This is a genomic window from Gemmatirosa kalamazoonensis (assembly GCF_000522985.1).
In the GTDB taxonomy this organism is placed as follows: domain Bacteria; phylum Gemmatimonadota; class Gemmatimonadetes; order Gemmatimonadales; family Gemmatimonadaceae; genus Gemmatirosa; species Gemmatirosa kalamazoonensis.
Genome location: NZ_CP007128.1, coordinates 4,305,692 through 4,330,473, shown reverse-complemented (window position 1 = coordinate 4,330,473; position 24,782 = coordinate 4,305,692). Strand labels below are relative to the sequence as shown.

Genomic DNA, 24,782 nt, shown 5'->3' with positions numbered 1-24,782 from the left:
CGCCGCGGCGCGCTACTCACCCCACAAAAAACCCACCGCGCGCAGGTGTCCATGAAACGCCAGGGAATCCTCGTTGTCGCCGCCATCGCCGCACTTTCGGCCTGCGAGGGCGCGCTGACGGCGCACGTCGACACCGTCGCCAAGGCGGCTTCCAACGAGCTCTCCATCGAGCGCCTCGGCACGCTCCTCGGCGCTGCCCCGCAGATCCCCATCCAGGGGGCGCAGGGGCGCGAGGTCGCGAAGAACGTCGCCAGCCTCTGGATCGACTACCAGCTCGTCGGCGCCGCCGCCGCCCGCGGCGACTCGCTGAGCGATCCCAAGGTCGTCGACAAGGCGCTCTGGGCCATCGTCGCCATGGAGCGCATCCGCAAGCTCGGCGAGCAGGTCCTCGCCAAGGTGCCGGCGAACGACACCGCGGGCTACGCGGCCCGGTACAACTCCGGCGAGATGCTCGCCGCGCGGCACATCCTGTTCTCGTTCCCGACGCCGCCCGGGGCCCAGCCGGGGCAGCCCGGCGTGACGGTGCCGCAGAACGTGAAGGACTCCGTCCGCCGCAAGGCCGAGGCGATCCGCGCCCAGGTGAACACCGGCAACTTCGCCCAGCTCGCCCAGAAGAACAGCGGCGACCCGGGCTCGGCGGCGCGCGGCGGTGACCTCGGCATCTTCCCGAAGGGCGCGATGATGCCGCAGTTCGAGAAGGGCGTTACGTCGCTGCAGCCGGGGCAGATCTCGCCGCTCGTCGAGACCCCCTACGGCTACCACATCATCTATCGCCCGACGTACGCCGAGGTCGCCAACCAGTTCGGCCAGGCCATGTCCGGCCGCGGCCGGCAGGTCGCCGAGAGCACGTACCTCACGGGCCTCGAGGCGAAGGGCAAGATCGACGTGAAGCCGGACGCCGCGCTGTGGGCCAAGTCCATCGCCGCCGACGTCGATGGGCACATGAAGGACGACAAGGTGCTCGCCACGTCGAGCGCCGGCGACCTGAAGGCGTCGCGCGTCGCCGACTGGCTCGCCTCGCTGCCGCAGTCGCAGCAGATGCGCGGGCAGGTCCAGCAGGCGCCGGACTCGATCGTGAAGGTCTTCGTGAAGCAGCTCGCGCGGAACGAGCTCCTGCTGAAGCAGGCCGACAGCGCGAAGATCCAGCTCGACACCGCGGAGATGAACAACCTCCGCCGCACGTTCGTCGGTGCGGTCGCGCAGCTGTGGGCCGGCCTCGGCGTCGCGCCCGCGTCGCTGAAGGACAGCGCGAAGACCGACGGCGATCGCGAGAAGCTCGCGGCTTCCCGCATCGAGGCGTACCTGGACAAGCTCACCCAGCAGCGCGCCGAGTTCGTGCAGATGCCGGTGCCCGTCGAGCGCGCGCTCCGCGAGAAGTACGAGTGGAAGATGAACGACGCGGGTCTCGATCGCGCGCTCGAGCGCGCGGCGCAGGTGCGCGCGACGCGCGACTCGTCGCGTGCGGCCGGCCAGCCGCCGACCGCCGTGCCGCTCCCGGGCGGTGCGACGCCTGCCCCGAACGCTCCCGCGCCGAACACGCCGCCGCCGAGCGCTCCGACGCCGGACGCGAAGCGGCCCTGATGGCCGGACGCGGTAACCAGCCGGGGTCCGAGCGCGCTCGGACCCCGGTCGTTTCACCCGGGTACGACACGCCCATGCGCCGTCTCCATCATCTCGTCCGCTCTCGCGCGGCCCTCGTCGCGCTCGTCGCTGCCGTCGCCGCGCCGGCCGCCGCTCAGTCCACGCCGAGCGCCGTGCCGGCCACGCCGCCGGCCACGGGGCCCATCGAGGTCGACCGCGTCGTCGCGATCGTCGGCGATCAGCCGATCCTGTACAGCGAGCTGCGCGACGAGGTGCTCACGCGCCGCGCGCAGGGGCTGGAGGTCCCGACCGACTCGGCGGCGCTCGCCAAGCTCGAGGCGAGCGTGCTGAGCGAGATGATCGACGCCGAGCTGCTCGTGCAGAAGGCGAAGGAAGAGAAGGTCGAGGTGAGCGACGATGATCTCGAGCGCACCATCGACCGGCGCATGGCCGACATCCGCAGCCGATTCTCGGGCGAGGCGGAGTTCCGGTCGGAGCTGAAGAAGGCCGGCTTCGGCACGCCCGAGGACTATCGCAAGAAGCAGCTCGACATCCTGCGCCGGCAGCAGCTGCAGCAGGAGGTCTTTCGCAAGCTGAAGCAGGAGGGCAAGCTCTCGCCCGCGCCGGTGAGCGAGGGCGAGGTCACCGAGGCGTATCAGCAGAGCAAGGCCACGCTGCCGAAGCGCGAGGCTCGCATCAGCTTCAAGCAGATCGTCGTCGCGCCGAAGCCCACGCCGGCCGCGAAGGCCGCCGCGCGCGCGAAGGCCGAGTCGCTGCTCGTGGAGATCTCGAAGGGTGGTGACTTCGAGCAGATCGCGAAGCGGGAGTCGATGGACCCGGGATCGAAGGCGCAGGGCGGTGACCTCGGCTGGTTCCGGCGCGGCGTCATGCTGCGTCCGTTCGAGGACATGGCGTTCGCGCTGCCCGTCGGTCGCGTGAGCCCGATCGTCGAGACGGCGTACGGCTTCCACATCATTCGCGTCGACCGCGCGCAGCCGTCCGAGGTGAAGGCGCGCCACATTCTCATTCGTCCGAAGATCGATTCGGCCGACGTCGTGCGCGCGAAGCTCGAGGCGGACAGCGTGCGTGCGGCGCTCGACAAGGGCGCGAACTTCGATTCGCTCGTCACGAAGCACCACGACCCGATCGAGAACGTCGTGCTGCCCGACCTGCCGCGCGACTCGGTTCCGGCCGCATACTCGCAGGCGATCGGCACCCAGGGAGCGAACGCGATCGTCGGGCCGTTCGCGCTCCCCGACCTGACGAACAACCTCACGAAGTACGTGGTGCTGCGCGTGACGGCGGCGACGCCCGCCGGCGACTACCCGGAAGACGAGGCGCGTCAGGTGCTCCGGCAGCAGATCGGCGAGGCGAAGACCGCGCGCCGGCTCCTCGACTCCCTGCGCAAGCAGACCTACGTCGCGATCAAGCTCTGACGCCGTCGTCGTGCGTCCTCGCCTCGCCATCACGCTCGGCGACCCGCGCGGCATAGGTCCCGAGATCGTCGCCGCGACGCTGCGCGATGGCGCCGTCGCGGCCGACGTGCTGGTGGTGGGGCCCACCGGCACCGAAGTACCGGTCGACGTGTCGGTCGGCGAGTGGACGCGCGACGGCGGCGCCGGCGTCGCGGGGCGGCTCGCGGGGCTCGCCATCGAGCGCGCGGTCTCGCTCGCCCTCGCCGGCGAGGTGCACGGCATCGTCACGGCGCCGATCGACAAGGCGGCGCTGTTCGCCGGTGGGTACGACTATCCCGGCCACACCGAGATGCTCGCCGCGCTCACCGGCCACCGCACGGCGATGATGCTCACGTCCACGGGACCGACCGCCGGCGGGTATCCGCTGCGCGTCGTGCTCGCGACGACGCACGTCGCGCTGCGCGAGGTGCCTAACGCGCTGACGTCGGACGCCATCGCCGCTGCCGCGGGGGTCACGCGCGACTACCTGCAGCGCTGGTTCGGCGTCGAGTCGCCGCGCATCGCGCTGTGCGCGCTGAACCCACATGCGGGGGATGGCGGCCGGTTCGGCACCGAGGACGATGCGTTGCTGGCGCCTGTCGCGCGTACGCTCGGGTTGGTCGGCCCGCTGCCCGCCGACACCGTGTTCGTGCGCGCCATGCGCGGCGCGTTCGACGCGGTCATCGCGCCGTATCACGACGTGGGCATGACGGCCATCAAGGTCGCCGCGTTCGGCCACGGCGTGAACGTCACCCTCGGCCTTCCGTTCCCGCGCACGTCGCCCGACCACGGTACGGCGCTCGACATCGCGGGACGCGGGCTCGCGGATCCGTCGAGCTTCCGTGCCGCGCTGCAGCTCTGCGCGGACCTGGCGCGTCGCGCCTCGCACCCGGCGGCGGCGGCACCCGTGGCGGTGACCGGCTGAGCGGGTGGGGCGTCTAGGGACAGCGCGGGCCGCGCACCTCGGCCCGTTCGTCTCCTCGTCCCACTCGCCATGCCGCAGCTCGATCGCCTGCTCGCCGCACTTACCGCCCAGGGGGCCGACGCCGTCGAGCTCACCGAGGGCGACGTCGCCGCGCTCGTCGCCGGCGGCGTGCGCCGTCCGCTCACGCGGCAGGCGCTGACCGGGCCCCAGCTCGTCTCCGTCGTGCGCGAGGTGGCGCCTCCGGACGCCGTCGCGCAGCTCGATGCGTCGCTGCCCGCGCAGTTCAGCTACGCGGCGAGTGAAGGGCGATTCCTCGTGCGTGTCATGCGCATCGACGAGCGGTGGTCGGCCACCGTCGCCGCGGAGCCTGCGTCGGTCGACGACGCGTCCCAGCGCGCGGCCGTTCCAGCGCCGAGCGCGGCGCCCCGCGTGGGCGACGACCGTGCGAAGAACGCCATGGATCGGCTGCTGCGCACGCTCGTCGAGCGTGGCGGGTCGGACCTGCATCTGCGCGTCGGCGAGCCGCCGGTCATCCGCGCGTCGGGTGAGCTCGAGCGGCTCGAGGAGCCGCCGATGCACGCGCCCGACCTCGAGGCGATGCTCGTCGCGATCATGCCCGAGCGCAACCGCGCGGAGTTCGTGGAGCGCAGCGACACCGACTACGCCTACGAGATCGACGGCGTCGCGCGCTTCCGCGCGAACGCGCTGCGCGATCGCAAGGGCCCGGCGGCGGTGTTCCGCGTCATTCCGGCGAAGATCGTGAGCGTCGAGGACATGGGGCTGTCGCAGGAAGTGCAGAACCTCGCGTACCTCACGAAGGGGCTCGTGCTCGTCACCGGTCCGACCGGCTCGGGCAAGTCGACGACGCTCTGCTCGCTCGTCGACCTCGTAAACCGCTCGCGCGGCGATCACATCCTCACGATCGAGGATCCGATCGAGTTCGTGCACCCGAACAAGAAGTGCCTCGTCACGCAGCGACAGGTCGGCGTGCACACCGAGTCGTTCAAGACCGCGTTGCGCGCGGCGCTGCGTGAGGATCCCGACGTCATCCTCGTCGGCGAGCTGCGCGACCTCGAGACCGTCTCGATCGCGATCGAGACCGCGGAGACGGGGCACCTCGTGTTCGGCACGCTGCACACGACGACGGCCGCCGGCACCGTCGACCGCATCATCGATCAGTTTCCCGCCGACCGGCAGGAGCAGATCCGCATGATGCTGAGCGAGTCGATCAAGGGCGTCATCTCGCAGACGCTGTGCAAGAAGATCGGCGGTGGCCGCGTCGCCGCGCGCGAGATCCTGCTCGCCAACTCCGCGGTCGCGAACCTGATTCGCGAGGGGAAGACGGTGCAGATCCAGAGCGTGATGCAGACGAGCAAGCGGCTCGGCATGGTCACGCTGAACGACGCGCTCATGGAGCACGTCGACGCCGGCGCGGTGGAGCCGAAGGAGGCCTACATGAAGTGCGTCGACAAGCCGAACCTGCTCGCCACGCTGAAGGCGCGCGGCCACGACACGAGCTTCGTCGAGTCGATCAAATCCTGACCTGCGGAAGCGAGAACGGCGGAAGCGGATACCGCGGCACCTGCGTGCCTTGCGGTATCCGCTTCCGCCGTTCTCGCCGTCGCATCAGCCGTCAGCCGTCCGTGCCCTCACTGTCGATGCTGTCGCTCGCGCGTCTGCGCTCGCCGCTGTCCGCTAGGTCGAAGGTGCCGTCGCTCTCTCCACGTCGCCGCGCGTACTCTGGGCGTTCGCTGTAGCCGTAGCCACCGAACACCTCGCCGCCGCGCATGTAGTCGTGGCCGTAGCCCCGGCCGTGAGGGTAGTCGTTCTCGGACTGCTGCTCGCGCTGCTCCATTGGCGGATCCTCCGTAGAGCGTGTGTGGACCAAGTTCCCGCCGCACTCGTCGTGCCGCAAGTCCGTGGCAGCCCACGGGACTCGGCGTGCTGGAGCGTCGCGGACGAGGCGGCCGCTCGGTGCGGGTCCGCCGTCGGACGGCGTAAGTGTCCTTCCCGCGCGGACTTGCAAGCGCTCGCCGGTGCCCGATATATTTAAAGGCTATGCAGATTAGGAACATCGCCATCATCGCGCACGTCGACCACGGCAAGACGACGCTCGTGGACAAGATGCTCCGGCAGTCCGGAGCCTTCCGCGACAACCAGGTCGTGCAGGAGCGGGTGATGGACTCGAACCCGCTCGAGCGCGAGCGCGGCATCACGATTCTCGCGAAGAACACGTCCATCCACTGGAAGGACGTGAAGATCAACGTCGTCGACACGCCGGGGCACGCCGACTTTGGCGGCGAGGTGGAGCGCATTCTCCGCATGGTCGACGGCGTGCTGCTCGTCGTCGACGCGTTCGACGGCCCGATGCCGCAGACGCGCTTCGTCCTGCGCAAGGCGCTGGAGCTCGGACGCACGCCGGTGATCGTCATCAACAAGATCGACCGTCCCGGCGCCGATCCGCTGCGCGTGCACGACGAGGTGCTGTCGCTGTTCATCGAGCTGGAGGCCGACGAGGCGCAGCTCGACGCGCCGGTCGTCTACGCGTCGGCGCGTGACGGCGTCTCGACGCTCGATCTCGACACACCGCTCACCGACCTGTCGCCGCTGTTCGACACGATCGTGGCGCACGTGCCGCCGCCGAGCGACGCGGCGGGGCCGTTCCAGATGCTGGTGTCGACGATCGACTACTCGCCGTACCTCGGCCGGCTCGCGATCGGCCGCATCGAGCGCGGGACCATCAAGGTCGGCGACGCGGTCGCGCTGCTCCCGCTCGAGCCGACGCGGCCGATGGAGCGTGGACGCGTCACGAAGCTATTCGGCATCGAGGGGCTCGAGCGCATCGAGATCGAGAGCGCGTCGGCCGGCGAGATCGTGCAGCTCGCAGGGCTCGAAGGCGTCGAGATCGGCCTCACGGTCACCGACATCGAGCACCCCGAGCGGCTCGCCGGCATCAGCGTCGAAGAGCCGACGATCTCCGTCGACTTCGTCGTGAACAACTCGCCGTTCGCCGGCAAGGACGGAAAGTTCGTGACGTCGCGGCAGCTGCGTGAGCGGCTGTACAAGGAGCTGGAGCGGAACGTCGCGCTGCGCGTGGAGGACACGGAGAGCACCGACTCGTGGGCGGTGTCCGGGCGCGGTGAGCTGCACCTCTCCATCCTGATGGAGACGATGCGCCGCGAGGGCTACGAGTTCCAGGTGTCGCGCCCGCGCGTGATCACGAAGGAAGGGCTGAACGGCGAGCGTCTCGAGCCGTACGAGGAGCTGTCCATCGACGTGCCCGAGGACTTCCTCGGCGCGGTGATGGAGAAGCTCGGGCAGCGGCGCGCCGAGATGATCGAGATGAAGAACCCGGGGCAGGGGCTCGTGCGGCTGCTGTACCGGATTCCGGCGCGCGGGCTGTTCGGCTACCGTTCCGAATTCCTGACCGACACGCGCGGCACCGGGATCATGCACCATCGGTATCTCGAGTACGGGCCGTGGGCCGGGCCGCTCGCCGGACGGTCGCGGGGCGTGCTCGTGTCGATGGAGAACGGAACGGTGGTGGCGTTCGCGCTCATGTCGCTGCAGGAGCGCGCGACGCTGTTCGTGTCGCCGGGCGACGCGGTGTACGAGGGGATGGTGGTCGGCGAGAACTCGCGCCCGGGGGACATGGACGTCAACCCGAGCAAGGAGAAGAAGCTGACGAACATCCGCACGAAGTCGACGGACGAGAACGTGAACCTCGAGCCGCCGCGGGTGTTGACCTTGGAAAGCGCGTTGGAGTATATCGAGGACGATGAGCTCATCGAGGTGACGCCGCAGAGCATCCGCCTGCGCAAGCGTCTCCTCAGCGCGAGCGACCGGAAGAAGATCTCGCGGGAGGCGAAGCGGGAACGCGAGCGCGCCGCGTTGTAGCGGGCGCGGGTCGCGTCGGCACGTCGTCGCCTGGTAGCGTGGTGGTCCGGTGGCATCGACTGCGCGGTCCGCTTTGTGCGGGCCGCGCGCAGTTCCTTCTACTCACTCGACCCTGCAAGGAGAGCCCTCGTATGTCGGACAAGCTCGAGTCGGCGTGGCCGGAGACCCTGGCGGATGAGGGGTTCGGACCGCTGGCGATGTCGCCGCGTCGGGAGGATGACGACGAACCCGACGAGGACGGATTCGACGATGCGGATGACGATCTCGACGACGAGTTCGACGACATCGACGATCTCGACGACGAGGATGAGGACGACGACGACGATCTCGACGAAGACGAGGACGATCTCGACGACGACGAGGACGATCTCGACGACGAGGATCTGGACGACGAGGATCTCGACGACGAGGAGCTGGACGACGTCGAGGACGAGGATTACGACGCGTAACGGGTCGAGTGGACCGGGTCGACGGCCTCGACCGTGAGGCGGGGTGGTGGGACGGACAAAAAGCTGTTCCTTCCCCTTGAAGTCGGCCCTTGAGGCGCTATACTTATCGTTCCCCGGCGGCGCCGGGCGGCCGCCGCGACGAGCAGCGGCCGACGAACGGTTGATTGACAATCGAGTGAGGAATCGTGCGATGGCCCTCAACGATCCGCGGCTCTCGTGGGCAGCGGGGAGAGGTCAAGACACGAATGATTCCGGACGCGGGCTTCCGCGTCTGTGACGTGGAACCGCGTTCGAAGAGCAGACAGATTCTCTCTTGGAGAGTTTGATCCTGGCTCAGGACGAACGCTGGCGGCGTGCTTAACACATGCAAGTCAGGGGGCGGAGCAATCCGTCACCGGCGAACGGGTGCGTAACACGTGAGCGACCTGCCCTGGTGTGGGGGATAGCCGGCCCAACGGCCGGGTAATACCGCATACGGCGCGACGGGGGCATCCCCGATGCGCGAAACTATTTAGGCGCCAGGAGGGGCTCGCGGCCTATCAGCTAGTTGGCGGGGTAATGGCCCACCAAGGCGATGACGGGTAGCTGGTCTGAGAGGATGGCCAGCCACATTGGGACTGAGAGACGGCCCAGACTCCTACGGGAGGCAGCAGTGGGGAATCTTGCGCAATGGCCGAAAGGCTGACGCAGCGACGCCGCGTGTGGGATGACGGCCTTCGGGTTGTAAACCACTGTTGCCCGGGACGAACAGCGCTTTTCGAGGCGCCTGACGGTACCGGGTGAGGAAGCACCGGCTAACTCTGTGCCAGCAGCCGCGGTAATACAGAGGGTGCGAGCGTTGTCCGGAATCACTGGGCGTAAAGGGCGCGTAGGCGGTCTCTTAAGCGTGTGGTGAAAGCCCGGGGCTCAACTCCGGGTCGGCCGTGCGAACTGGGAGACTGGAGCTTGTCAGAGGCAGGCGGAATTCCGGGTGTAGCGGTGGAATGCGTAGAGATCCGGAAGAACACCGGTGGCGAAGGCGGCCTGCTGGGACAGTGCTGACGCTGATGCGCGACAGCGTGGGGAGCAAACAGGATTAGATACCCTGGTAGTCCACGCCGTAAACGATGGGCACTAGGTGCTTGGGGGAGCGACCCCCTGAGTGCCGGCGCTAACGCATTAAGTGCCCCGCCTGGGGAGTACGGCCGCAAGGCTGAAACTCAAAGGAATTGACGGGGGCCCGCACAAGCGGTGGAGCATGTGGTTTAATTCGACGCAACGCGAAGAACCTTACCTGGGCTTGACATGCACGGGAAAGCCTCTGGAAACAGGGGCCCCTCTTCGGAGCTCGTGCACAGGTGCTGCATGGCTGTCGTCAGCTCGTGTCGTGAGATGTTGGGTTAAGTCCCGCAACGAGCGCAACCCTCGCCTCTAGTTACCAGCGGGTCATGCCGGGGACTCTAGAGGGACTGCCGGTGCCAAACCGGAGGAAGGTGAGGACGACGTCAAGTCATCATGGTCCTTACGCCCAGGGCCACACACGTGCTACAATGGCACCGACAGAAGGTCGCGAGGCCGCGAGGCCGAGCCAATCCCCAAACGGTGCCTCAGTTCGGATTGTCCTCTGCAACTCGAGGGCATGAAGCTGGAATCGCTAGTAATCGTGGATCAGCTACGCCACGGTGAATACGTTCCCGGGCCTTGTACACACCGCCCGTCACGCCATGGAAGCTGTGAGCGCCCGAAGTCCGTGACGCAACCCGCAAGGGAGCTAGCGGCCGAAGGCGAGCGCAGTGACTGGGGCGAAGTCGTAACAAGGTAGCCGTAGGGGAACCTGCGGCTGGATCACCTCCTTACCGGAGCGACGAGTACAACTCCTCAGAGTTCGAAAGTCCTCGGAAGTCGCGCCATCGCACGACCCTCACTCGATTGTCAGCTCATTCCCGAGCCCCGAGTTCACCCCGGTGAACTCGGGGCTCGGTGCGTCGTACCCATGCCTGACGCGACCCGCTAGCGCTCGTCGGAGCGCCTCACACCACGGTGCCTAACGGCGGGTCCGGGACGCCGGCGGCCGCGGGCCGTCCGCATGCGAGGCGTTGTCCGCGAAGGCCACTCGCGTCGGCACCGCGCGGACGCTCTGCGTCGCGTCGCCGAGCTGGCCGTCGACGTTGTTCCCCCAGCAGAGCAGCGCGCCGGCCGTCGTCGCGCCGCACGTGTGGGTCGCACCGGCCGCGATCGCGCCGAACGGCTCGGCCGAGGCCACGCGCGTCGGCAATGATGCGTCGCTCTGCGAGCCGATACCGAGCTGGCCCGCCCCGTTCGCGCCCCAGCAGAACGCGTCGCCGCTCGCCGTGAGCGCGCACGCGTGCTGCCCACCCGACGCGACGGCGACCGCGGGCACGGCGAGCCGCACGCGCTGCGGCGACCGGTCGCTGGCCGTGCGCGCGCCGACGCCGAGCTGGCCGCGCGCGTTTCCCCCCCAGCACCACACGCTCCCGTCGACCGACAGACCGCACGTGTGCTGCGTGCCCGTCGACAGCATGGCGAAGCGCGTGTCGCCGGCGACGGGCGTCGGCAGGTGCTGGTCGCCGCCGGCCATCCCCAGCTGCCCGCGATCGTTGGCACCCCAGCAATACGCGACGCCCTCGGTCGTGAGCGCACACGTGTGCATCGCGCCCGCGGCGACCTGTACGAAGCGCGCGGGCACGGCGCCGATCGGCGTCGGTACGGTGTGCGCCCGCGTCGTGCCGTCGCCGAGCTGGCCGTGCCCGTTCGCGCCCCAGCAGTGCACCATGCCCTCGACGGTGAGGGCGCACGAATGCGCGTCGCCGCTCGTCGCGCTGCGATACACGCCAGGACCGGCGACGCGCACGGGGGCGTTGCGGCGCACCGTCGTCGCGTCACCGAGCTGGCCGGAGGCGTCGTTCCCCCAGCAGTAGACGTCGCCCGTCCGCGTGACGCCGCAGCTCTGCGACGAGCCCGCGGCGATGCTCGCGAACGTGAGCTCGGCGGCGACGCGCACGGGCGCGATCTGTCGCTGCGCCGTGCCGTCGCCGAGCTGTCCGCGCTCGTTGGCGCCCCAGCAGTGCGCGGCGCCGTCGATCGTGACCGCGCACGTGTGGCGCGCGCCGAGCGAGAGCACGGAGTGCGGCAGCGTGCCGATGCTCGTCGGCGCGGCACCGGTGAGCGCGGCGGCGGTCGGACTGTCCGCCGCGGCGCCGGCAGGCGTTTGCGGGTCGGCTGTCACGGCAGCAACGAGCGAGACACGCGCATCCGTCGGCGGCGTCCGCGGATCGAGCACCGCGAGTCGAGCACCGAGTGCGGACGCGTGCTCGCGCACCCAGGCGGGATGCATCGCTCCGAGCACCGCGGCCGCGACGAGGCCCACGGCGAGCGCACCGAGGACCAGCCGACGACCGGTGCGTCGCGGCCGCACCTCCCAGCTCGGGGGAACGATCGGCTCTTCCGTGCGTACGCGCGCGGGAGTCGACAGAGCGTTAGGCCGTCGGAACGGTGCGCGCCACGCGGGCACCGGGCGCTCAACGGCGACGGGAACGGCCGCGGCGTCGAGAACCGGCGCCGTCGCGATCGGGAGCGCGTCGAGCGCGCCGCGCGACACCGCCATCGTGTCGGAGAGCGCCTGCGCGTCCGCCCGCGACGGCTCGGCGCGACGCGTGTCGAAGCGACCGGTGGCGACGCGCACGAAGCGCATGGTCGACGCGATCAGCCCACCGGACGTGCCGCCTGCGACGGCGTCGGCGGCCGTGCGCTCACGTTCCTTGAGCTCCGCGCGGTACTTCTCGACGCGCTTGCGGAGCGCCGCCTGCCACCGGCCGTAGTCGCCGGGCAGCACGGTGTGCGCGAGCTGGGCGAGCAGGCCCTCGGCGCCAGCCCAGCGCGCGGCGGCCTTCTTCTGCAGCATCCGGTCGATGATGTACTGCAGGCGCAGCGGCACGCCGGAGCGCAGCGCCTCGATCGGCGGCAGCTCCTCGTGCTTCTGCTTGAAGATGACGTTGTACAGGCTCTCGCCGTCCCACGGGCGGCGGCCGGTCAGCATCTCCCAGGCGACCAGACCGAGGCTGTAGAGATCCGAGCGCCCGTCGATCGCGCCGCCGTCGATCTGCTCCGGCGACATGTAGAACGGCGTGCCGATTGCCGTGCCGGTGAGCGTCATCGACTCGTGCTCGTCGGACCGCGCGATCCCGAAGTCCGAGAGGAGCGCGCGCCCGGTGTCCTCGTCGACGAAGATGTTCTCGGGCTTCACGTCGCGGTGCACGACGCCGCGCGCGTGCGCGTACGCGAGCGCCTCCGCGACGTCGCGCAGGATGCGCTGGCATCGCTCGGGCTCCACGGGGCCGTCCTGCTGGACGATCGCCTTCAGCGTGCGCCCCGGGACGAGCTGCATCACGAGGGCGAGCCCGCCGCCGGAGAGCCGCTTGACCGCGAACACCGTGACGATGTTCGGGTGCTGGAGCTGCGCGACGGTGCGCGCCTCGCGGGCGAGGCGGGCGACGGCGTCGTCGTCGGGGGAGAGCGGGCGGGGGTGGACGACCTTGATCGCGACGTCGCGCCCGAGGCTGCGGTCGCGGGCGCGATAGACGACGGCGCTACCGCCGCGACCGAGCTCGCCGAGGATCTCGTACTCAGCCGTTAGCTGCGCGAGCTCTCCGCCGAGGGCTGTTTCGGTCATCGGTTCGAGCGAGCGGGCGAGGCGCCCGCTCAGTCGTCGTGGAAGACGAACGCCACCTCGCCCATCTCGATCCGATCGCCCTCGACGAGGAGGGGCGCGACCTCGTTGCCGGCGAGCACACGGCCGTTCAGCACGACCGGGTTGGTCGACGAGAGGTTCGTCAGCTGCCAGTGCTCGTCGATGAGCGACATCACGGCGTGGCGACGGCTGACCGTGCGCGCGAGGATCTGCACGTGGCGGTTCGGCGGCCCCTCGCTGCGGCCGAACGTGACCTCGACGTTCTCCTCGCCGGTCGTGCGGACGAACCGGATCTCGCGTCCGGCCTCGGGCCCGGCGACGATCTCGAGCCGGCCGGGGATGAACTCGACCGCGCCGTCGGTCGGGATCGCGAAGCGCAACGTCTCGCCCTCGATGAGCGCGAGGTCCGGCATGCCCGCCGGCGTGGGGAGCGGCCGAGGCGCGGGCACGGACGGGCGCTCGGCCGTGGCCGTGATCGCGCTCGCGGCGGGGGCGGGCATCGCGTGATAGCCGTCGCGCGGCGTCGGCGGGCGCAGGGGGGCCGCGGGCGGCGGGGGCGCGTGGTACGACCGGCCATTGCTCGACGCGGGCACGACCGACTTCGGGGCGGCGACCTGCGGCGCGTGCGAGATCGGCGGGATCGGACGCCGGGGAGCGTCGTCCTCCTCCTCCTCGAACGTGCCGTCGGCCGAGCGGATCGCCAGCTGGTCGGTCCCGAACAGCGGCAGGCGCTGGGGCTCGCGCTCGCGGCGCCGCCCGCGTCCGCCGTGTCGCCGTTCGACCAGGTAGATCCCGAGGATCACGAGCGGGAGTACGATGGCCAGAACGAGCAGACCGATCTTGGGTCCGTCAAGCATCCGCGTCAGAGAGAGGGAAGGCCGCCGGCGCGCGCATCACGGTGGGAGAACGCTCGGGACGCGTCCGCAACGTCTGGGGCACGCGCCGCACCACTCGGAGGTCGGGCGCGGCCACGGCTGTCGAGGGCGACTCGCGAGCCGGATGAGCCTCGTGCCGGCCTGAGCCGGCAAGAGGTCGACGTGCGCATGGCGCAAGTTGCATCCGGGCAAGCGATTCTGCAACGCGTTCACAGGCAGGAGACGGGCCACGGTCGACCACGGTAACTACTCCCGATTGACCTATGCCATGGTACAAACTACACTTAACCCTCTACCACGGGCCTGTAGCTCAGGTGGTTAGAGCGCACGCCTGATAAGCGTGAGGTCGGAGGTTCAACTCCTCCCAGGCCCATTCCCGAAATACCCGCGCCCCAGCACGCAGTTCGCTGGGGCGCGTTTTTTTGTGCCCCCAGCCCGGTGCGGCGATCTTTCGGAGGGGCGACGGCATCGTCAGCTTTGCGCGCATGCCAACCGATCCGGAGGTGTGGGACGTCGCCGTCGTCGGGGCGGGACCAGCCGGCGCGATCGCCGGGCTGATACTCGCGCGCGCGGGCCGCCGCGTGCTGCTGGTGGACCGCCGGCGCTTCCCGCGGGACAAGGCGTGCGGCGACGCGCTGATTCCCGACGCGCTGGCGCTGCTCGCGCGGTACGGGCTGCTGGCGCGCGTGGAGGCCAAGGCCGCGCGGTGGACGGTGGGCACGGTGTACGGGCCCTATCGCATGTCGGTCGACATCGACACCGACCTGCTGACGATCCGGCGCGCGGTGCTCGACGCGGAGCTCGTCGCCGCGGCGACGGAGGCCGGCGCGACGCTCGTGCAGGGCATGGTCACGGAGATCGACGACGCCGGCGAGAGCGGGACGACGCTGCGGCTCGCCGGCGGCGGCGAGCTGCGCGCGCGGCTAGCGTGCATCGCCACGGGCGCGAACGTCTCGCTGCTGGAGCGCTGCGGCATGCTGGAGCGGCCCGCGCCGAGCGCCGTCGCGATCCGGACGTACGTGCACTCGGACCATCCGCTGGACCGGCTCGTGGTGTCGTTCGATCGCCACATCCTTCCCGGCTACGGATGGATCTTCCCGATGGGCGGCGGGACGTTCAACGTCGGCTGCGGCGTGGTCACGGGCACCGCGACCCCGGACACGGACCTGCGCGCGATGCTCGGCGTGTTCCTCGACGCATTTCCGTTAGGCAGGGCACTCGTGCGCGCCGAGGCGCGGCGCGAGGCGGTGCGCGGCGCGCTGCTGCGCTATGGGCTCACCGGCGCGCGGCCGCACGGCGGGGGCGCGGTATTCGCGGTCGGCGAGGCGGTGGGCAGCACGTATCCGCTCACGGGCGAGGGAATCGGCAAGGCGATGGAGACGGCGGCGATCGGCGCGTCGCTCGCGGACGCGGCGCTGCGTGCGGGGACCACGACACCGCTCGCGGCGTACAGCGAGCGGCTCGCGCGCGAGCTGCGGCCGAAGTACGCGGGCTACGAGGCGGCGCAGCGGTGGATCGCCGTGCCCGGCCTCGCCGACGCGCTGTTCTGGCGCGCCCGCCATCGGCCGCGTCTGCGTGCGGCGTTCTCCGGCATGCTGAACGAGACCGTGGAGCCGTCGCGCGTGATCTCGCCGCGCGGGCTGCTGCGGGCGCTGCTCGCCTGACGGCGACGCTCACCGCGCACGCACGAACGCACGTGTCAGCCGACACCGCACTCGACGCGCCACGCTGGCCGGCACCCGTGCAGCGCGTGCGCGAGCTGGTGCTGGCGCACGGCTGGAACGCGACCGCGTACCAGATCGTGAACCCGGGGATCCAGCACTGGTTCGCGGCGGGGGGCGACGCGGTGGTGGGCTACGTGCGCCACGCGCGCACGCGGGTCGTCGCGGGCGCACCGGTGTGCGCGGCGGACCGGCTCGCGTCGGTGGTCGAGGAGTTCGAGCGGGCCAGCACCGCGGCGGGGGACCACGTCTGCTACTTCGGCGCGGAGGCGCGGCTGGAGCAGGTGCTCGGCGGGAGCTCGCGACACGCGCTGCTGGCGCTCGGCGCGCAGCCGGCGTGGCGGCCGACCGGGTTCGTGGAGATCGTGCGGTCGCGGTCGTCGCTGCGCGCGCAGGTGAACCGCGCGCGCAACAAGGACGTCGTGGTGGAGGAGTGGCGACCGGGCGCGGACGCCGATCGCGCCGCGCTGCGTCGCGTGCTCGACGAGTGGCTGTCGACGCGAGGGCTGCCGCCGCTGCACTTCCTGGTGGAGCCGCAGACGCTGGATCGGCTGGAGGATCGCCTCGTGTTCGTCGCGCGTCGCGGCGGCGCGGTGACCGCATTCGTCGTGACGTCGCCGGTTCCCGCGCGGCGCGGGTGGCTCGTGGAGCAGTTCGTGCGCGGGCGGGCGGCGGTGAACGGCACGATCGAGCTGCTGCTCGACGCGGCGGTGCAGCGCATGGCGGCACACAGCGCGGAGTACGTGACGCTCGGACTCGCGCCGCTGTCGCGCTTCGGTCCGCGGCAGACGAGCGACGCGACGTGGCTGCGGCTGGTGCTTCGCTGGGTGCGCGCGCACGGGCGACGGTTCTACAACTTCGACGGACTCGACGCATTCAAGGCGAAGTTCCAGCCGGAGTGGTGGGAGCCGGTGTACGCGATCGCGCGCACGGGGCACGGCCGCACGTTCCCGCCGCGGGCGCTGTGGGCGATCGCGGGCGCGTTCGGCGCGCGGTCACCGGTGACGCTCATGATGCACGCGGTCGGACGCGCGGCGGCGCAGGAGGCGCGCTGGCTCGCGGCGCGGCGCGAGCACGGCGACAGCACGCGGAGCCGCGCTAGCAATCCAGCGGGCGGTCGCGATTAGATTCCGCCGTCGAACTCACCACCGCCTAACTGCCATGCCGAACGCGAACGGGCCCGTCTCGCAGTTCCTGCGACACAACTTCCGGCACTTCAACGCCGCCGCGCTGATCGACGCGACCGACGGCTACGTCCGCCATCTCGACAAGGGCGGGAAGATGCTCGTCACGCTCGCCGGCGCGATGAGCACGGCGGAGCTCGGGATCTCGCTCGCCGAGATGATCCGGCAGGACAAGGTGCACGCGATCAGCTGCACAGGCGCGAACCTCGAGGAGGATCTGTTCAACCTCGTGGCGCACGACGCGTACGAGCGCGTGCCGCACTACCGCACGCTGTCAATCAAGGAGGAGGAGGCGCTGCTCCAGCGGCACATGAACCGCGTGACCGACACGTGCATCCCGGAGGCGGAGGCGATGCGCCGCCTCGAGAAGGTGGTGCTCGAGGAGTGGATGGCGGCGGACGCGGCGGGGGAACGGTACTTCCCACACGAGTTCTACTATCGGATCCTGCGCGCGGGAAAGCTGGAGCAGTACTACCAGATCGATCCGAAGGACTCGTGGATGATCGCGGCGGCGGAGAAGAACCTGCCGATCGTGACGCCCGGCTGGGAGGACTCGACGACGGGCAACATGTACGCGTCGCACGTGATCACGGGCGAGGTGAAGAACGTGCACACCGTGCGCTCGGGGATCGAGTACATGGTGTGGCTCGCCGACTGGTACACGTCGCTGACGGCGGAGCACTCGTTAGGCTTCTTCCAGATCGGCGGCGGGATCGCGGGCGACTTCCCGATCTGCGTGGTGCCGATGCTGCACCAGGACCTGCAGCGCGAGAACGTGCCGCTGTGGGGCTACTTCTGTCAGATCAGCGAGGCGACGACGAGCTACGGCGGCTACTCGGGCGCGCCGCCGAACGAGAAGATCACGTGGGGGAAGCTCGGCGGGGAGACGCCGATGTACGTGATCGAGAGCGACGCGTCGATCGTGGCGCCGTTGATGTTCGCGCTGATCCTGAACCAGTAGCTGCAGCAGCCGTCACGGCACGTTCGCCGGCTGCGGCTGTGGGGGGGCGGCGTTAGGCGCCTGCGGGACGCGGAGGCGCTGGCCGATGCGGATGCGGTCGGTCGGCAGGCGGTTCAGCTGGCGGATCACGTCGGGGGTCGTGCGGTAGGTGCGCGCGATGGACGTGACCGACTCGCCGCTGTGCACGACATGCGTGACGTAGACCGGTGGCGGCGGCGGCGGCGGCGCGATGCGGCCGAGCTGCTCCTGCTGCGTGGCCTGGCTCTGCGCGACCTGCGCCCGCTCGACGACGCGCTCGATCTCGTCGACGCGGCTCGCCTCGCCCCGCGGGACGAGGAACGTGAGGTCGCCGCTCGTCGTCTGGATCACGACGCCAGGAAAGAGCAGGATGCGGCGTGTCTGCGCCGTGAACGGCGCGTCGTACGAGAGACTCTGGACGCGGAGCTCCGGCGGGCCGTCGTCCTCGCTGCGGCGCAGCCAGCTCGCCGGCGGGACGCCGACGAACAGCAGCCGCCGGTCGGTGGCGGCGAGGACGCCGAACGACTCACGGAAGTTGTCCCACCAGTTCCGCTGCGAGACGTACGCCTGGCCGATGACGTGCTCCCCCTCCTCCAGCTCGCTCCGCAGCTCCTGCTCGGCGAGACGGCGTGCCGCGGAGCGGGCGCCGAGGGGAGAGAGCAGCGTGGCGAGCGCGAGGACGCCGCCGATGACGATGAGGAGCGTGCCCCCCGACAGCGCGATCAGGATGCGCTGGACCCGGCTGTGCCGCCGTGGCCGGATGCCGCGGGTGGGGAGCGTGATGTCGGGCGACGGGACGTCGAGCAGCTCCCCGGGGGCATAGGCGGGGAGCTCCATCGTCTGGTTCGGCGACGGGCCCACGAGGGGCGTGCGCGGCGACGGCGACGGAACGGGCGCGGGAGAGCTGGTCATCGGGAGGGTACCGAGCGCAAACCTAACGCCGCCGCGGCGCGGGTGGCGCACGCGGCGGTCGGCGGAGCCGGTACAGCGCCCGGGAATCGCGCCCGCTCTTGACAACGGTCGAGTGCCAATGCGTATTAGCACCCCGATGCCAATACGCATTTGCCGATGACCCCCCGGCCCGCGTCGCGATCCCTCTCCGACGCCGCGGCCACGGGCGTGCCGCCGACCGCCCCTGCCACCGGGGCCGGCGCGCGGGTGACCGTCCGCGACGTCGCGCGCGCGGCCGGTGTGTCACAGCCCACGGCGTCGCTCGTCCTCGGCAACCATCCCACCGCCCGCGTCGCGCCCGCAACGCGCGCCCGGGTCCTCGCCGCCGCGCACGCGCTCGGCTACCGACCGAACGTGCTCGCCCGTGGCCTCGCCCGCGGCCGGTCGTTCGCGCTGGGCGTCATCGTCCCGGACCTGCGGAACCCGTTCTTCGCCGACGTCGTGAGCGGCGCCGAGCGCGTGGCCGGAGCGGCGGGGTACGCGCTGCTGCTCTGCGGCGCCGCGGAGCGCCCGGCCGGCGAGCACCTCGCGACGCTGGTCAGCCGACAGATCGACGGCGTGATCATCGACGCGGTGAACGCGGCCGCGCTCGACGAGGACGCGCTCGCCGGCCTGAACGTGGTGCTCGTCGACGAGCCGAGCGAGCAGTGGCCCGGCGTGGCGAGCGACGCGCTCGACGCGGGTCGACAGGCGACGACGCACCTGCTCGCGCTCGGCCACACGCGGCTCGCGTTCATCGGGCCGGCGGCGGACGTCCACGCGTTCCGGATGCGCGAGCGCGGGTTCGTGCAGCGGCTGCGCGAGGCGGGGCTGTCGCTGCCGTCGCCGATGCTGCGGCGCGCGCCGGCCACCGTCCGCGGTGGCGACGAGGCGATGCGCGCGCTGCTCGCCGAGCGCACGCGGCCGACGGCGGTGTTCTGCGCGAACGATCTCGTCGCGATCGGCGCGCTGAAGCGCTGCGCGGCGGCAGGAGTGCGCGTGCCCGCGGAGCTGTCGATCGTCGGGTGCGACGACATCGAGATGGCGCGCCTCGTGACGCCGGAGCTCACGACGGTCGCGGTGCCGGCGCGCGAGCTCGGGGCACGCGCCGCGCGCCTGCTCGTGCGACAGCTCGGCGGCGAGCCGCCGCGCGCGCGTGCCGCACTGCTGCCCGTGAAGCTGGTGGCGCGCGGGACGTCGGGGCCGGTCTCGTGACGGCGAACGGATCCTCCGCCGGCGTGCGCCACGCCGCGATCACGGGCACGGGCTCGTACGCGCCGGCGCGCGTGGTGACGAACGCGGAGCTCTCCGCGGCGCTGGGCACCGACGTCGACGACTTCGTGTCGAACACGTTAGGCATCCGCGAGCGGCGGTGGTGCGCGGACGACGAGTCGACCGCCGACCTCGCGGAGCGGGCGGCACGACGCGCGCTGAACGATGCGGGCGTCGCCGCCGAGGACGTGGACCTGCTCATCGTCGCGACCGACACGCCGGAGTACGTGTCGCCGGCGACGTCGGCGGTGGTACAGGGGCGGTTGGGCGCGTGGCGCGCCGGCACGTTCGACGTCAACAGCGGCTGCGCGGGGTTCGTGACGGCGCTCGACGTGGCGTGGAAGTACGTGCGCGCCGACGAGCGGTACTCGCGCGTGCTGGTGGTCGGCGCGTACGCGATGTCGAAGTTCCTCGACCGCGCCGACAAGAAGACGTCGACGATCTTCGCCGACGGCGCCGGCGCGGTGATGCTCGAGGCGTCGCGCGCGCACGGGATCGTCGCGTCGGAGCTGTACGCCGACGGACGACTGGCGCCGGGGATGGGTGTGTTCGCCGGCGGCACCGCGGAGCCGATCACCGAAGCGGTGCTGCGCGAGGGATACCGCAACCGGCTGCGGTTCGTGCAGAAGTATCCAGCCTCGGTGAACGAGGAAGGATGGCCGCGCATCGCGCGCTCGGTGCTCGCGCGCGCGGGCGCATCGGTGGACGACGTCGGCCTGTGGCTGTGGACGCAGGTGAACCGCTCGACGATCGAGACGGTGATGCGCACGCTCGACGCGCCGATGGAGCGCGCGCACACGGTCATGCACAAGTGGGGATACACCGGATCGGCGTGCCTTCCGATGGCGCTCGACGACGCAGCGCGCGCCGGGCGCCTCGGCGACGGCGACCTGGTGCTGCTCACCGGGTCGGGCGCGGGGCTGTCGATGGGCTGCGTGGCGCTGCGCTGGAGGGACGCGTGAGCACGCCGACGCGTGCCGAGCGCGCGAACGCGTACGCGCCGAGCGAGATGCCGCGGGTGCCGGTTCGAGCGGACGCGCTGGCGCACGACACGGTGCTGCGGCGGTTCCTCGCGCGCGCGGAGTCGACGCCCGACGTCGCGGCGCTGCGCGCGCTGGCGGCCGGCGGCGCGGCGGCGGACGAGACGATCACGTGGAGCGAGTGGGCATCGGCGGCGGCGTGCGTCGCGGCGGCGCTGGTCTCCGATGGCGTGCGCGCCGGAGACCGGGTCGCGATCCTCGCCGGCAACACACCGCTGTGGCCGATCGTCGACGTCGGCGCGCTGCTCGCCGGCACGATCGTCGTCGGGCTGTTCCCGACGTGCACCGCGGCGCAGGCCGATGCGCTGCTCGGCGACTGTGGCGCGCGCGTGCTTCTCGTCGACGGCGCCGCGCAGCTCGCGAAGGTGTCGCCGAGCGACGGACGCCGGATCGTGAGCGCGGCGACGTGGGACGAGTGGCTCGACGGCGGCCGGCGCGCGCTGGCCGACGAGGCGGTGGCGGCGGAGATCGCGCGCCGTGCGCGCGCCGCGGCGCCCGACGACGTCGCGGGGCTGATCTACACGTCCGGCTCGACGGGGGAGCCGAAGGGCGCCTGCGTGTCGCACGAGTACCTGCTCGCGTCGGCGGAGTCGATCGCGGACGCGCTGAAGCTCGTGGCGGGCGACAGCTCGCTGTCCGTGCTGCCGTACGCGCACGCCGCGGAGCGGGTGTTCGGCCACTACACGCGGATCGTCGTGGGGATGGAGGCGGGGCTCGTGGCCGACGCGTCGCGGCTGTGGGAGGCCGCGCGGACGTTCCGCCCGACGGTGTTCGGCGGGCTGCCGCGGCTGTACGAGCGAGCGCGCGACGCGCTGCTCGCGGCACGCGCCGCGGTGCCTAACGAGGCGCGCCTGCGCTGGGACGAGCTGCTCCGCGTCGGCGTCGATCGCTCGCGGCTGCGGCGCGCGGGCGCCGCGGTGCCCGCGGATCTCGAACGCGCCTGGGCGTCGCTGCGCGACGTCGCGGCAGCGCCGCTCGCGTCGATCTTCGGCGACCGGATGCGGCTCGCGACGTCGGGGGGCGCGCCACTCGCGCCCGACGTCGCGGAAGCGCTCGACGCGATGGGCGTGACGGTGCTCGGGGCGTACGGGCAGACCGAGCACCTGTGCGTCGCGTTCCATCGTCCGGACGACTACGACTTCGACAGCGTCGGCCGTCCGATGCTCGGCACGGAGCTCCGCATCGCGGCCGACGGCGAGCTGTTGATCGGCCGCGGCGCGCTGACGTTCGCGGGCTACTGGGGACGACCCGAGGCGACGCGCGACGCGTTCACGGACGACGGGCGCTGGCTGCGCACCGGCGATCTGGCGCGGATCGACGAGCGCGGACGGCTCGCGATCACGGGGCGCAAGAAGGAGCTGCTCGCGCTGTCGACGGGCAAGAAGGTGGCGCCGCTCCCGATCGAGGGACGGCTCGCGGAGCACCCGCGCGTCGCGCAGGCGGTGGTGTTCGGCGACGGCCGCAAGCACGTGGGCGCGCTGCTGTTCCTGCGCGACGGCGCCGCGGCCGACGACGCGTCGCTCGACGCGCACGTGCGCGAAGTGAACGCGACGCTCGCGCCGCACGAGCAGGTGCGGCGGTGGCGCGCGGTGCCGGGGGAGCTCCGGGAGAGCGCCGGCGAGCTCACGGCGACGCTCAAGGTCAAGCGCGCGGTCGTCGCCGCGCGACACGCGGATGCGGTGGAGGCGCTGTTCCGGTGAGCACGACGATGGATCCGACGGCGCGCGACACGTACGCGGCGCCGCGCGACACGGCGCATGGCGCGTCGCGCCCGGTGGCGCAGGGGCCCGCGACGCGCGTGGCGATCGCGCTGCTGGTCGCCGCGACGCTCGCGATCGCGGTGGCCTACGCGAGCGCGTTCCGCACGGCCGGACCGCCGGGGTGGGCGGCGTGGCTGCTGGCGACCGGCGTGCCGCTCGCGCTGGTGGGTGTGATGGTGCTCGGCGCGGCGCGCGCCGGACGCCTGCCCGGCACGTTAGGCGCGGCGTTCGCGCTCGTGGGCCTGATGCTGGCGGGCGGCTTCTGTCTCGCGCTCGCGCTGCCCGCCGCGGGTGCCGGGGAAACGGAGCCGCTGCTGTTAGGCCTTCCACGGCGGGCGGCGATCATCGTGTACGGCGTGGGGCTGCTGCCGGTGTTCGTGCTGCCGGCGGCGTACGCGCTCACGTTCGACGCGCAGACGCTGCGCGACGAGGATCTCGCACGCGTGCGCGAGGCGGCCGTCTCGTGGCGCGCGGGCAGGAGGGAACGGGCATGAGCAGCTCCCTCGCTTCGCTCGCGCTGGTGCAGCAGAAGACCGGCGCCGCGCAGCTCGACCGGTTCGGCGACCCGACCATCGTCGGCGTGGCGCTCGCGTACTTCGCGGTGATCGTGGGCGTCAGCGTGTGGGCGGCGCGGCGCACGCGGACGGCGAGCGACTTCTTCGTCGCCGGGCACGGGATCGGGCTCGTGGCGCTGACGGTGGCGTCGGTGTCGACGTCGGTGTCGGGCTTCGCGTTCATCGGCGGCCCCGGGCTGCTGTACTCGGTGGGGCTCGGCGCGCTCTTTCTCATCCTCCCCGCAGCGGTGACGAACGTGCTCGGCGCGTGGGTGCTCGCGAAGCGCATGCGGCTGCTCGGCGAGGTGCGCGGGCTGATGACGGTGCCGGACGCGATCGGCGCGCGGTACCGGTCGCCGATGGCGCAGGGGCTGTCGGGCATCGCGATCCTCGTCGGCATCGTCGGCTACATGGCGACGAACTGCCTGGCGATGGGCTACGTGCTCGACGCGATCTTCGGCGTCGGCGTGACGTGGGGGATCTGGATCGGGATGGGCGTCACGCTCGCGTACTCGGTGGCGGGCGGCATCCTCGCCGGGATCTACAACGACGTGTTCCAGGGCACGCTGATGGCCGTCGCGTCGTCGGCGGTATTCGTGTACGTGCTGAAGCTGGGCGGGGGCATGGCCGGCCTGTCGAACGCGATCACGCCGACGGACGCGGGGTTCCTCGGACCGTTCGGGAAGATGACACCGCTCGCCGCGCTGTCGCTGTTCTTCGTGTTCGGCATGGGCTCGTTAGGCCAGCCGCAGGCCGTGCACAAGTACTACATGCTGCGCGACCCGAAGCAGCTCAAGTGGTACCCGATGCTGAAGACGGTGGGCCAGCTCGTGGTGCTGCTGCTGTACTTCGGCGTGGGCGTCGGCGTGAAGGCGCTCGTGTCCGCGCAGCGGATGGCGCCGCTCGCGAAGCCGGACGCCGCGACGCCGAGCTTCCTGCTGCAGTTCACGCCCGCGCTGCTCGCGGGCATCGTGTTCGCCGGCGTGGCCGCGGCGACGATGGGGGCGACGAACTCGTTCATCAACATCGGCGCGGCGGTGGTGACGCACGACCTGCCGACGGCATTGGGCCGCCCGCTGCGGAACGAGCTGCGGTGGGGGCGCATCTCGACGCTCGTGCTCGCGCTGCTGGCGGGGCTCATCGCGCAGTACTCGGGCGCGCTGGTGGCGTTCCTCGGCGTGTTCGGCTGGGGGCTGTTCGCATCGACGACGGTGCCCGCGCTCGCGATCGGGTTGAACTGGGCGGGCGCGACGCGCGCGGGCGCGATCGCGTCGATCGTGACGGGGCTCGCCACCACGCTGACGCTGGAGACGCTCGCGTACCTGAAGCTGTACGCGTTTCCGGCGGGCGTGAGCGGGACCGCGGTGGGCCTGGTGCTGTCGCTGCTGGTGTTCTTCGCCGGATCGTGGCTGACGCGCGCGCGCGCCGCGGCGGCGATCGACGGCGACGTGCGGCTCGTGATGGACGTGTAGCG

The 24,782-nt window shown here is 71.4% G+C and carries 18 protein-coding genes, 1 tRNA gene and 1 rRNA gene; 16 read left to right on the top strand and 4 right to left on the bottom strand.

Going from position 1 to position 24,782, the window contains the following annotated elements:
- The first annotated feature begins 51 nt into the window (after window positions 1-51).
- The 4 genes from J421_RS33675 to J421_RS18905 all read left to right on the top strand — a co-directional run bounded on the left by J421_RS33675 (window position 52) and on the right by J421_RS18905 (window position 5,502).
- Entirely contained in the window at window positions 52-1,581 is a 1,530-nt protein-coding gene (locus tag J421_RS33675) for a peptidylprolyl isomerase (RefSeq protein WP_025412734.1), read from the top strand.
- Window positions 1,582-1,655: 74 nt separating this feature from the next.
- Window positions 1,656-3,017: a peptidylprolyl isomerase gene (locus J421_RS18915; RefSeq protein WP_025412733.1), complete on the top strand. Its 1,362-nt coding sequence runs from the start codon at window positions 1,656-1,658 to the stop codon at window positions 3,015-3,017.
- A gap of 10 nt (window positions 3,018-3,027) precedes the next feature.
- Complete coding sequence (locus J421_RS18910) at window positions 3,028-3,960, top strand: PdxA family dehydrogenase (protein WP_025412732.1); 933 nt, start codon at window positions 3,028-3,030, stop codon at window positions 3,958-3,960.
- Between the two features lie 69 nt (window positions 3,961-4,029).
- Window positions 4,030-5,502 (top strand): type IV pilus twitching motility protein PilT, encoded by a 1,473-nt coding sequence (locus J421_RS18905; RefSeq protein WP_025412731.1) that lies wholly within the window; start codon window positions 4,030-4,032, stop codon window positions 5,500-5,502.
- Between the two features lie 91 nt (window positions 5,503-5,593).
- On the opposite strand, the gene J421_RS18900 is transcribed toward J421_RS18905, so the two are convergent.
- Window positions 5,594-5,815: a hypothetical protein gene (locus tag J421_RS18900; protein WP_025412730.1), complete on the bottom strand. Its 222-nt coding sequence runs from the start codon at window positions 5,813-5,815 to the stop codon at window positions 5,594-5,596.
- 203 nt (window positions 5,816-6,018) lie between these two features.
- Between J421_RS18900 and typA the strand changes: the two genes are divergently transcribed.
- From typA to J421_RS18885, 3 genes are all read left to right on the top strand, one after another.
- Complete coding sequence (gene typA, locus J421_RS18895) at window positions 6,019-7,857, top strand: translational GTPase TypA (protein WP_025412729.1); 1,839 nt, start codon at window positions 6,019-6,021, stop codon at window positions 7,855-7,857.
- A gap of 131 nt (window positions 7,858-7,988) precedes the next feature.
- Window positions 7,989-8,306 (top strand): hypothetical protein, encoded by a 318-nt coding sequence (locus J421_RS33670; protein WP_025412728.1) that lies wholly within the window; start codon window positions 7,989-7,991, stop codon window positions 8,304-8,306.
- 310 nt (window positions 8,307-8,616) lie between these two features.
- Window positions 8,617-10,141: ribosomal RNA gene (locus J421_RS18885) — 16S ribosomal RNA — on the top strand.
- 188 nt (window positions 10,142-10,329) lie between these two features.
- Here J421_RS18885 and J421_RS18880 read toward each other — a convergent pair.
- Both J421_RS18880 and J421_RS18875 read right to left on the bottom strand, forming a co-directional pair.
- Window positions 10,330-12,975 carry an RCC1 domain-containing protein gene (locus J421_RS18880; protein WP_025412727.1) on the bottom strand — a complete coding sequence of 882 codons (2,646 nt, stop codon included), beginning with the start codon at window positions 12,973-12,975 and terminating at the stop codon, window positions 10,330-10,332.
- 29 nt (window positions 12,976-13,004) lie between these two features.
- On the bottom strand, window positions 13,005-13,850 hold the full coding sequence (locus J421_RS18875; RefSeq protein WP_104022801.1) for an FHA domain-containing protein: 846 nt from the start codon (window positions 13,848-13,850) through the stop codon (window positions 13,005-13,007).
- Between the two features lie 317 nt (window positions 13,851-14,167).
- Here J421_RS18875 and J421_RS18870 point away from each other — a divergent pair.
- The 4 genes from J421_RS18870 (at window position 14,168) to J421_RS18855 (ending at window position 17,734) form a co-directional block, all read left to right on the top strand.
- Window positions 14,168-14,241 (top strand) — tRNA-Ile (locus tag J421_RS18870).
- Window positions 14,242-14,353: 112 nt separating this feature from the next.
- Complete coding sequence (locus J421_RS18865; protein ID WP_025412725.1) at window positions 14,354-15,532, top strand: NAD(P)/FAD-dependent oxidoreductase; 1,179 nt, start codon at window positions 14,354-14,356, stop codon at window positions 15,530-15,532.
- A 32-nt stretch (window positions 15,533-15,564) separates the two neighbouring features.
- Window positions 15,565-16,716 (top strand): DUF2156 domain-containing protein, encoded by a 1,152-nt coding sequence (locus tag J421_RS18860; RefSeq protein ID WP_158508837.1) that lies wholly within the window; start codon window positions 15,565-15,567, stop codon window positions 16,714-16,716.
- A gap of 34 nt (window positions 16,717-16,750) precedes the next feature.
- A complete protein-coding gene (locus tag J421_RS18855) occupies window positions 16,751-17,734 on the top strand; it encodes a deoxyhypusine synthase family protein (protein WP_025412723.1) in 984 nt (327 codons plus the stop codon).
- Window positions 17,735-17,746: 12 nt separating this feature from the next.
- Here the strand turns inward: J421_RS18855 and J421_RS18850 are convergent, their stop codons facing one another.
- Window positions 17,747-18,664: a LysM peptidoglycan-binding domain-containing protein gene (locus tag J421_RS18850; RefSeq protein WP_148306395.1), complete on the bottom strand. Its 918-nt coding sequence runs from the start codon at window positions 18,662-18,664 to the stop codon at window positions 17,747-17,749.
- A gap of 156 nt (window positions 18,665-18,820) precedes the next feature.
- Here J421_RS18850 and J421_RS18845 point away from each other — a divergent pair, with 156 nt between their 5' ends.
- The 5 genes from J421_RS18845 to J421_RS18825 are packed head-to-tail and all read left to right on the top strand — an operon-like array spanning window position 18,821 to window position 24,780.
- On the top strand, window positions 18,821-19,897 hold the full coding sequence (locus tag J421_RS18845) for a LacI family DNA-binding transcriptional regulator (RefSeq protein ID WP_104022800.1): 1,077 nt from the start codon (window positions 18,821-18,823) through the stop codon (window positions 19,895-19,897).
- 23 nt (window positions 19,898-19,920) lie between these two features.
- Window positions 19,921-20,916, top strand: coding sequence for a 3-oxoacyl-ACP synthase III family protein (locus tag J421_RS18840; RefSeq protein WP_025412720.1), 996 nt, complete (start codon window positions 19,921-19,923; stop codon window positions 20,914-20,916).
- Window positions 20,913-22,694 carry an AMP-dependent synthetase/ligase gene (locus tag J421_RS18835; protein ID WP_025412719.1) on the top strand — a complete coding sequence of 594 codons (1,782 nt, stop codon included), beginning with the start codon at window positions 20,913-20,915 and terminating at the stop codon, window positions 22,692-22,694. The genes J421_RS18840 and J421_RS18835 overlap by 4 nt, the downstream gene beginning before the upstream one ends.
- The gene (locus J421_RS18830; RefSeq protein ID WP_025412718.1) at window positions 22,691-23,248 is read left to right on the top strand and encodes a hypothetical protein; all 558 of its coding nucleotides are present in this window, start codon (window positions 22,691-22,693) and stop codon (window positions 23,246-23,248) included. Before J421_RS18835 ends, J421_RS18830 begins: the two co-directional genes overlap by 4 nt.
- Window positions 23,245-24,780 (top strand): sodium:solute symporter family transporter, encoded by a 1,536-nt coding sequence (locus J421_RS18825; protein ID WP_148306394.1) that lies wholly within the window; start codon window positions 23,245-23,247, stop codon window positions 24,778-24,780. The genes J421_RS18830 and J421_RS18825 overlap by 4 nt, the downstream gene beginning before the upstream one ends.
- The last annotated feature ends 2 nt before the right edge of the window (window positions 24,781-24,782 follow it).

Bases quoted from the DNA above. Each gene is read 5' to 3' on its own strand.
- J421_RS18915 (WP_025412733.1), top strand. From the start codon at position 1,656: ATGCGCCGTCTCCATCATCTCGTCCGCTCTCGCGCGGCCCTCGTCGCG.
- J421_RS18855 (WP_025412723.1), top strand. From the start codon at position 16,751: ATGCCGAACGCGAACGGGCCCGTCTCGCAGTTCCTGCGACACAACTTC.
- J421_RS18850 (WP_148306395.1), bottom strand. From the start codon at position 18,664: ATGACCAGCTCTCCCGCGCCCGTTCCGTCGCCGTCGCCGCGCACGCCC.
- J421_RS18905 (WP_025412731.1), top strand. From the start codon at position 4,030: ATGCCGCAGCTCGATCGCCTGCTCGCCGCACTTACCGCCCAGGGGGCC.
- J421_RS33675 (WP_025412734.1), top strand. From the start codon at position 52: ATGAAACGCCAGGGAATCCTCGTTGTCGCCGCCATCGCCGCACTTTCG.
- typA (WP_025412729.1), top strand. From the start codon at position 6,019: ATGCAGATTAGGAACATCGCCATCATCGCGCACGTCGACCACGGCAAG.
- J421_RS18900 (WP_025412730.1), bottom strand. From the start codon at position 5,815: ATGGAGCAGCGCGAGCAGCAGTCCGAGAACGACTACCCTCACGGCCGG.
- J421_RS18845 (WP_104022800.1), top strand. From the start codon at position 18,821: ATGACCCCCCGGCCCGCGTCGCGATCCCTCTCCGACGCCGCGGCCACG.
- J421_RS18825 (WP_148306394.1), top strand. From the start codon at position 23,245: ATGAGCAGCTCCCTCGCTTCGCTCGCGCTGGTGCAGCAGAAGACCGGC.
- J421_RS33670 (WP_025412728.1), top strand. From the start codon at position 7,989: ATGTCGGACAAGCTCGAGTCGGCGTGGCCGGAGACCCTGGCGGATGAG.
- J421_RS18865 (WP_025412725.1), top strand. From the start codon at position 14,354: ATGCCAACCGATCCGGAGGTGTGGGACGTCGCCGTCGTCGGGGCGGGA.
- J421_RS18880 (WP_025412727.1), bottom strand. From the start codon at position 12,975: ATGACCGAAACAGCCCTCGGCGGAGAGCTCGCGCAGCTAACGGCTGAG.
- J421_RS18875 (WP_104022801.1), bottom strand. From the start codon at position 13,850: ATGCTTGACGGACCCAAGATCGGTCTGCTCGTTCTGGCCATCGTACTC.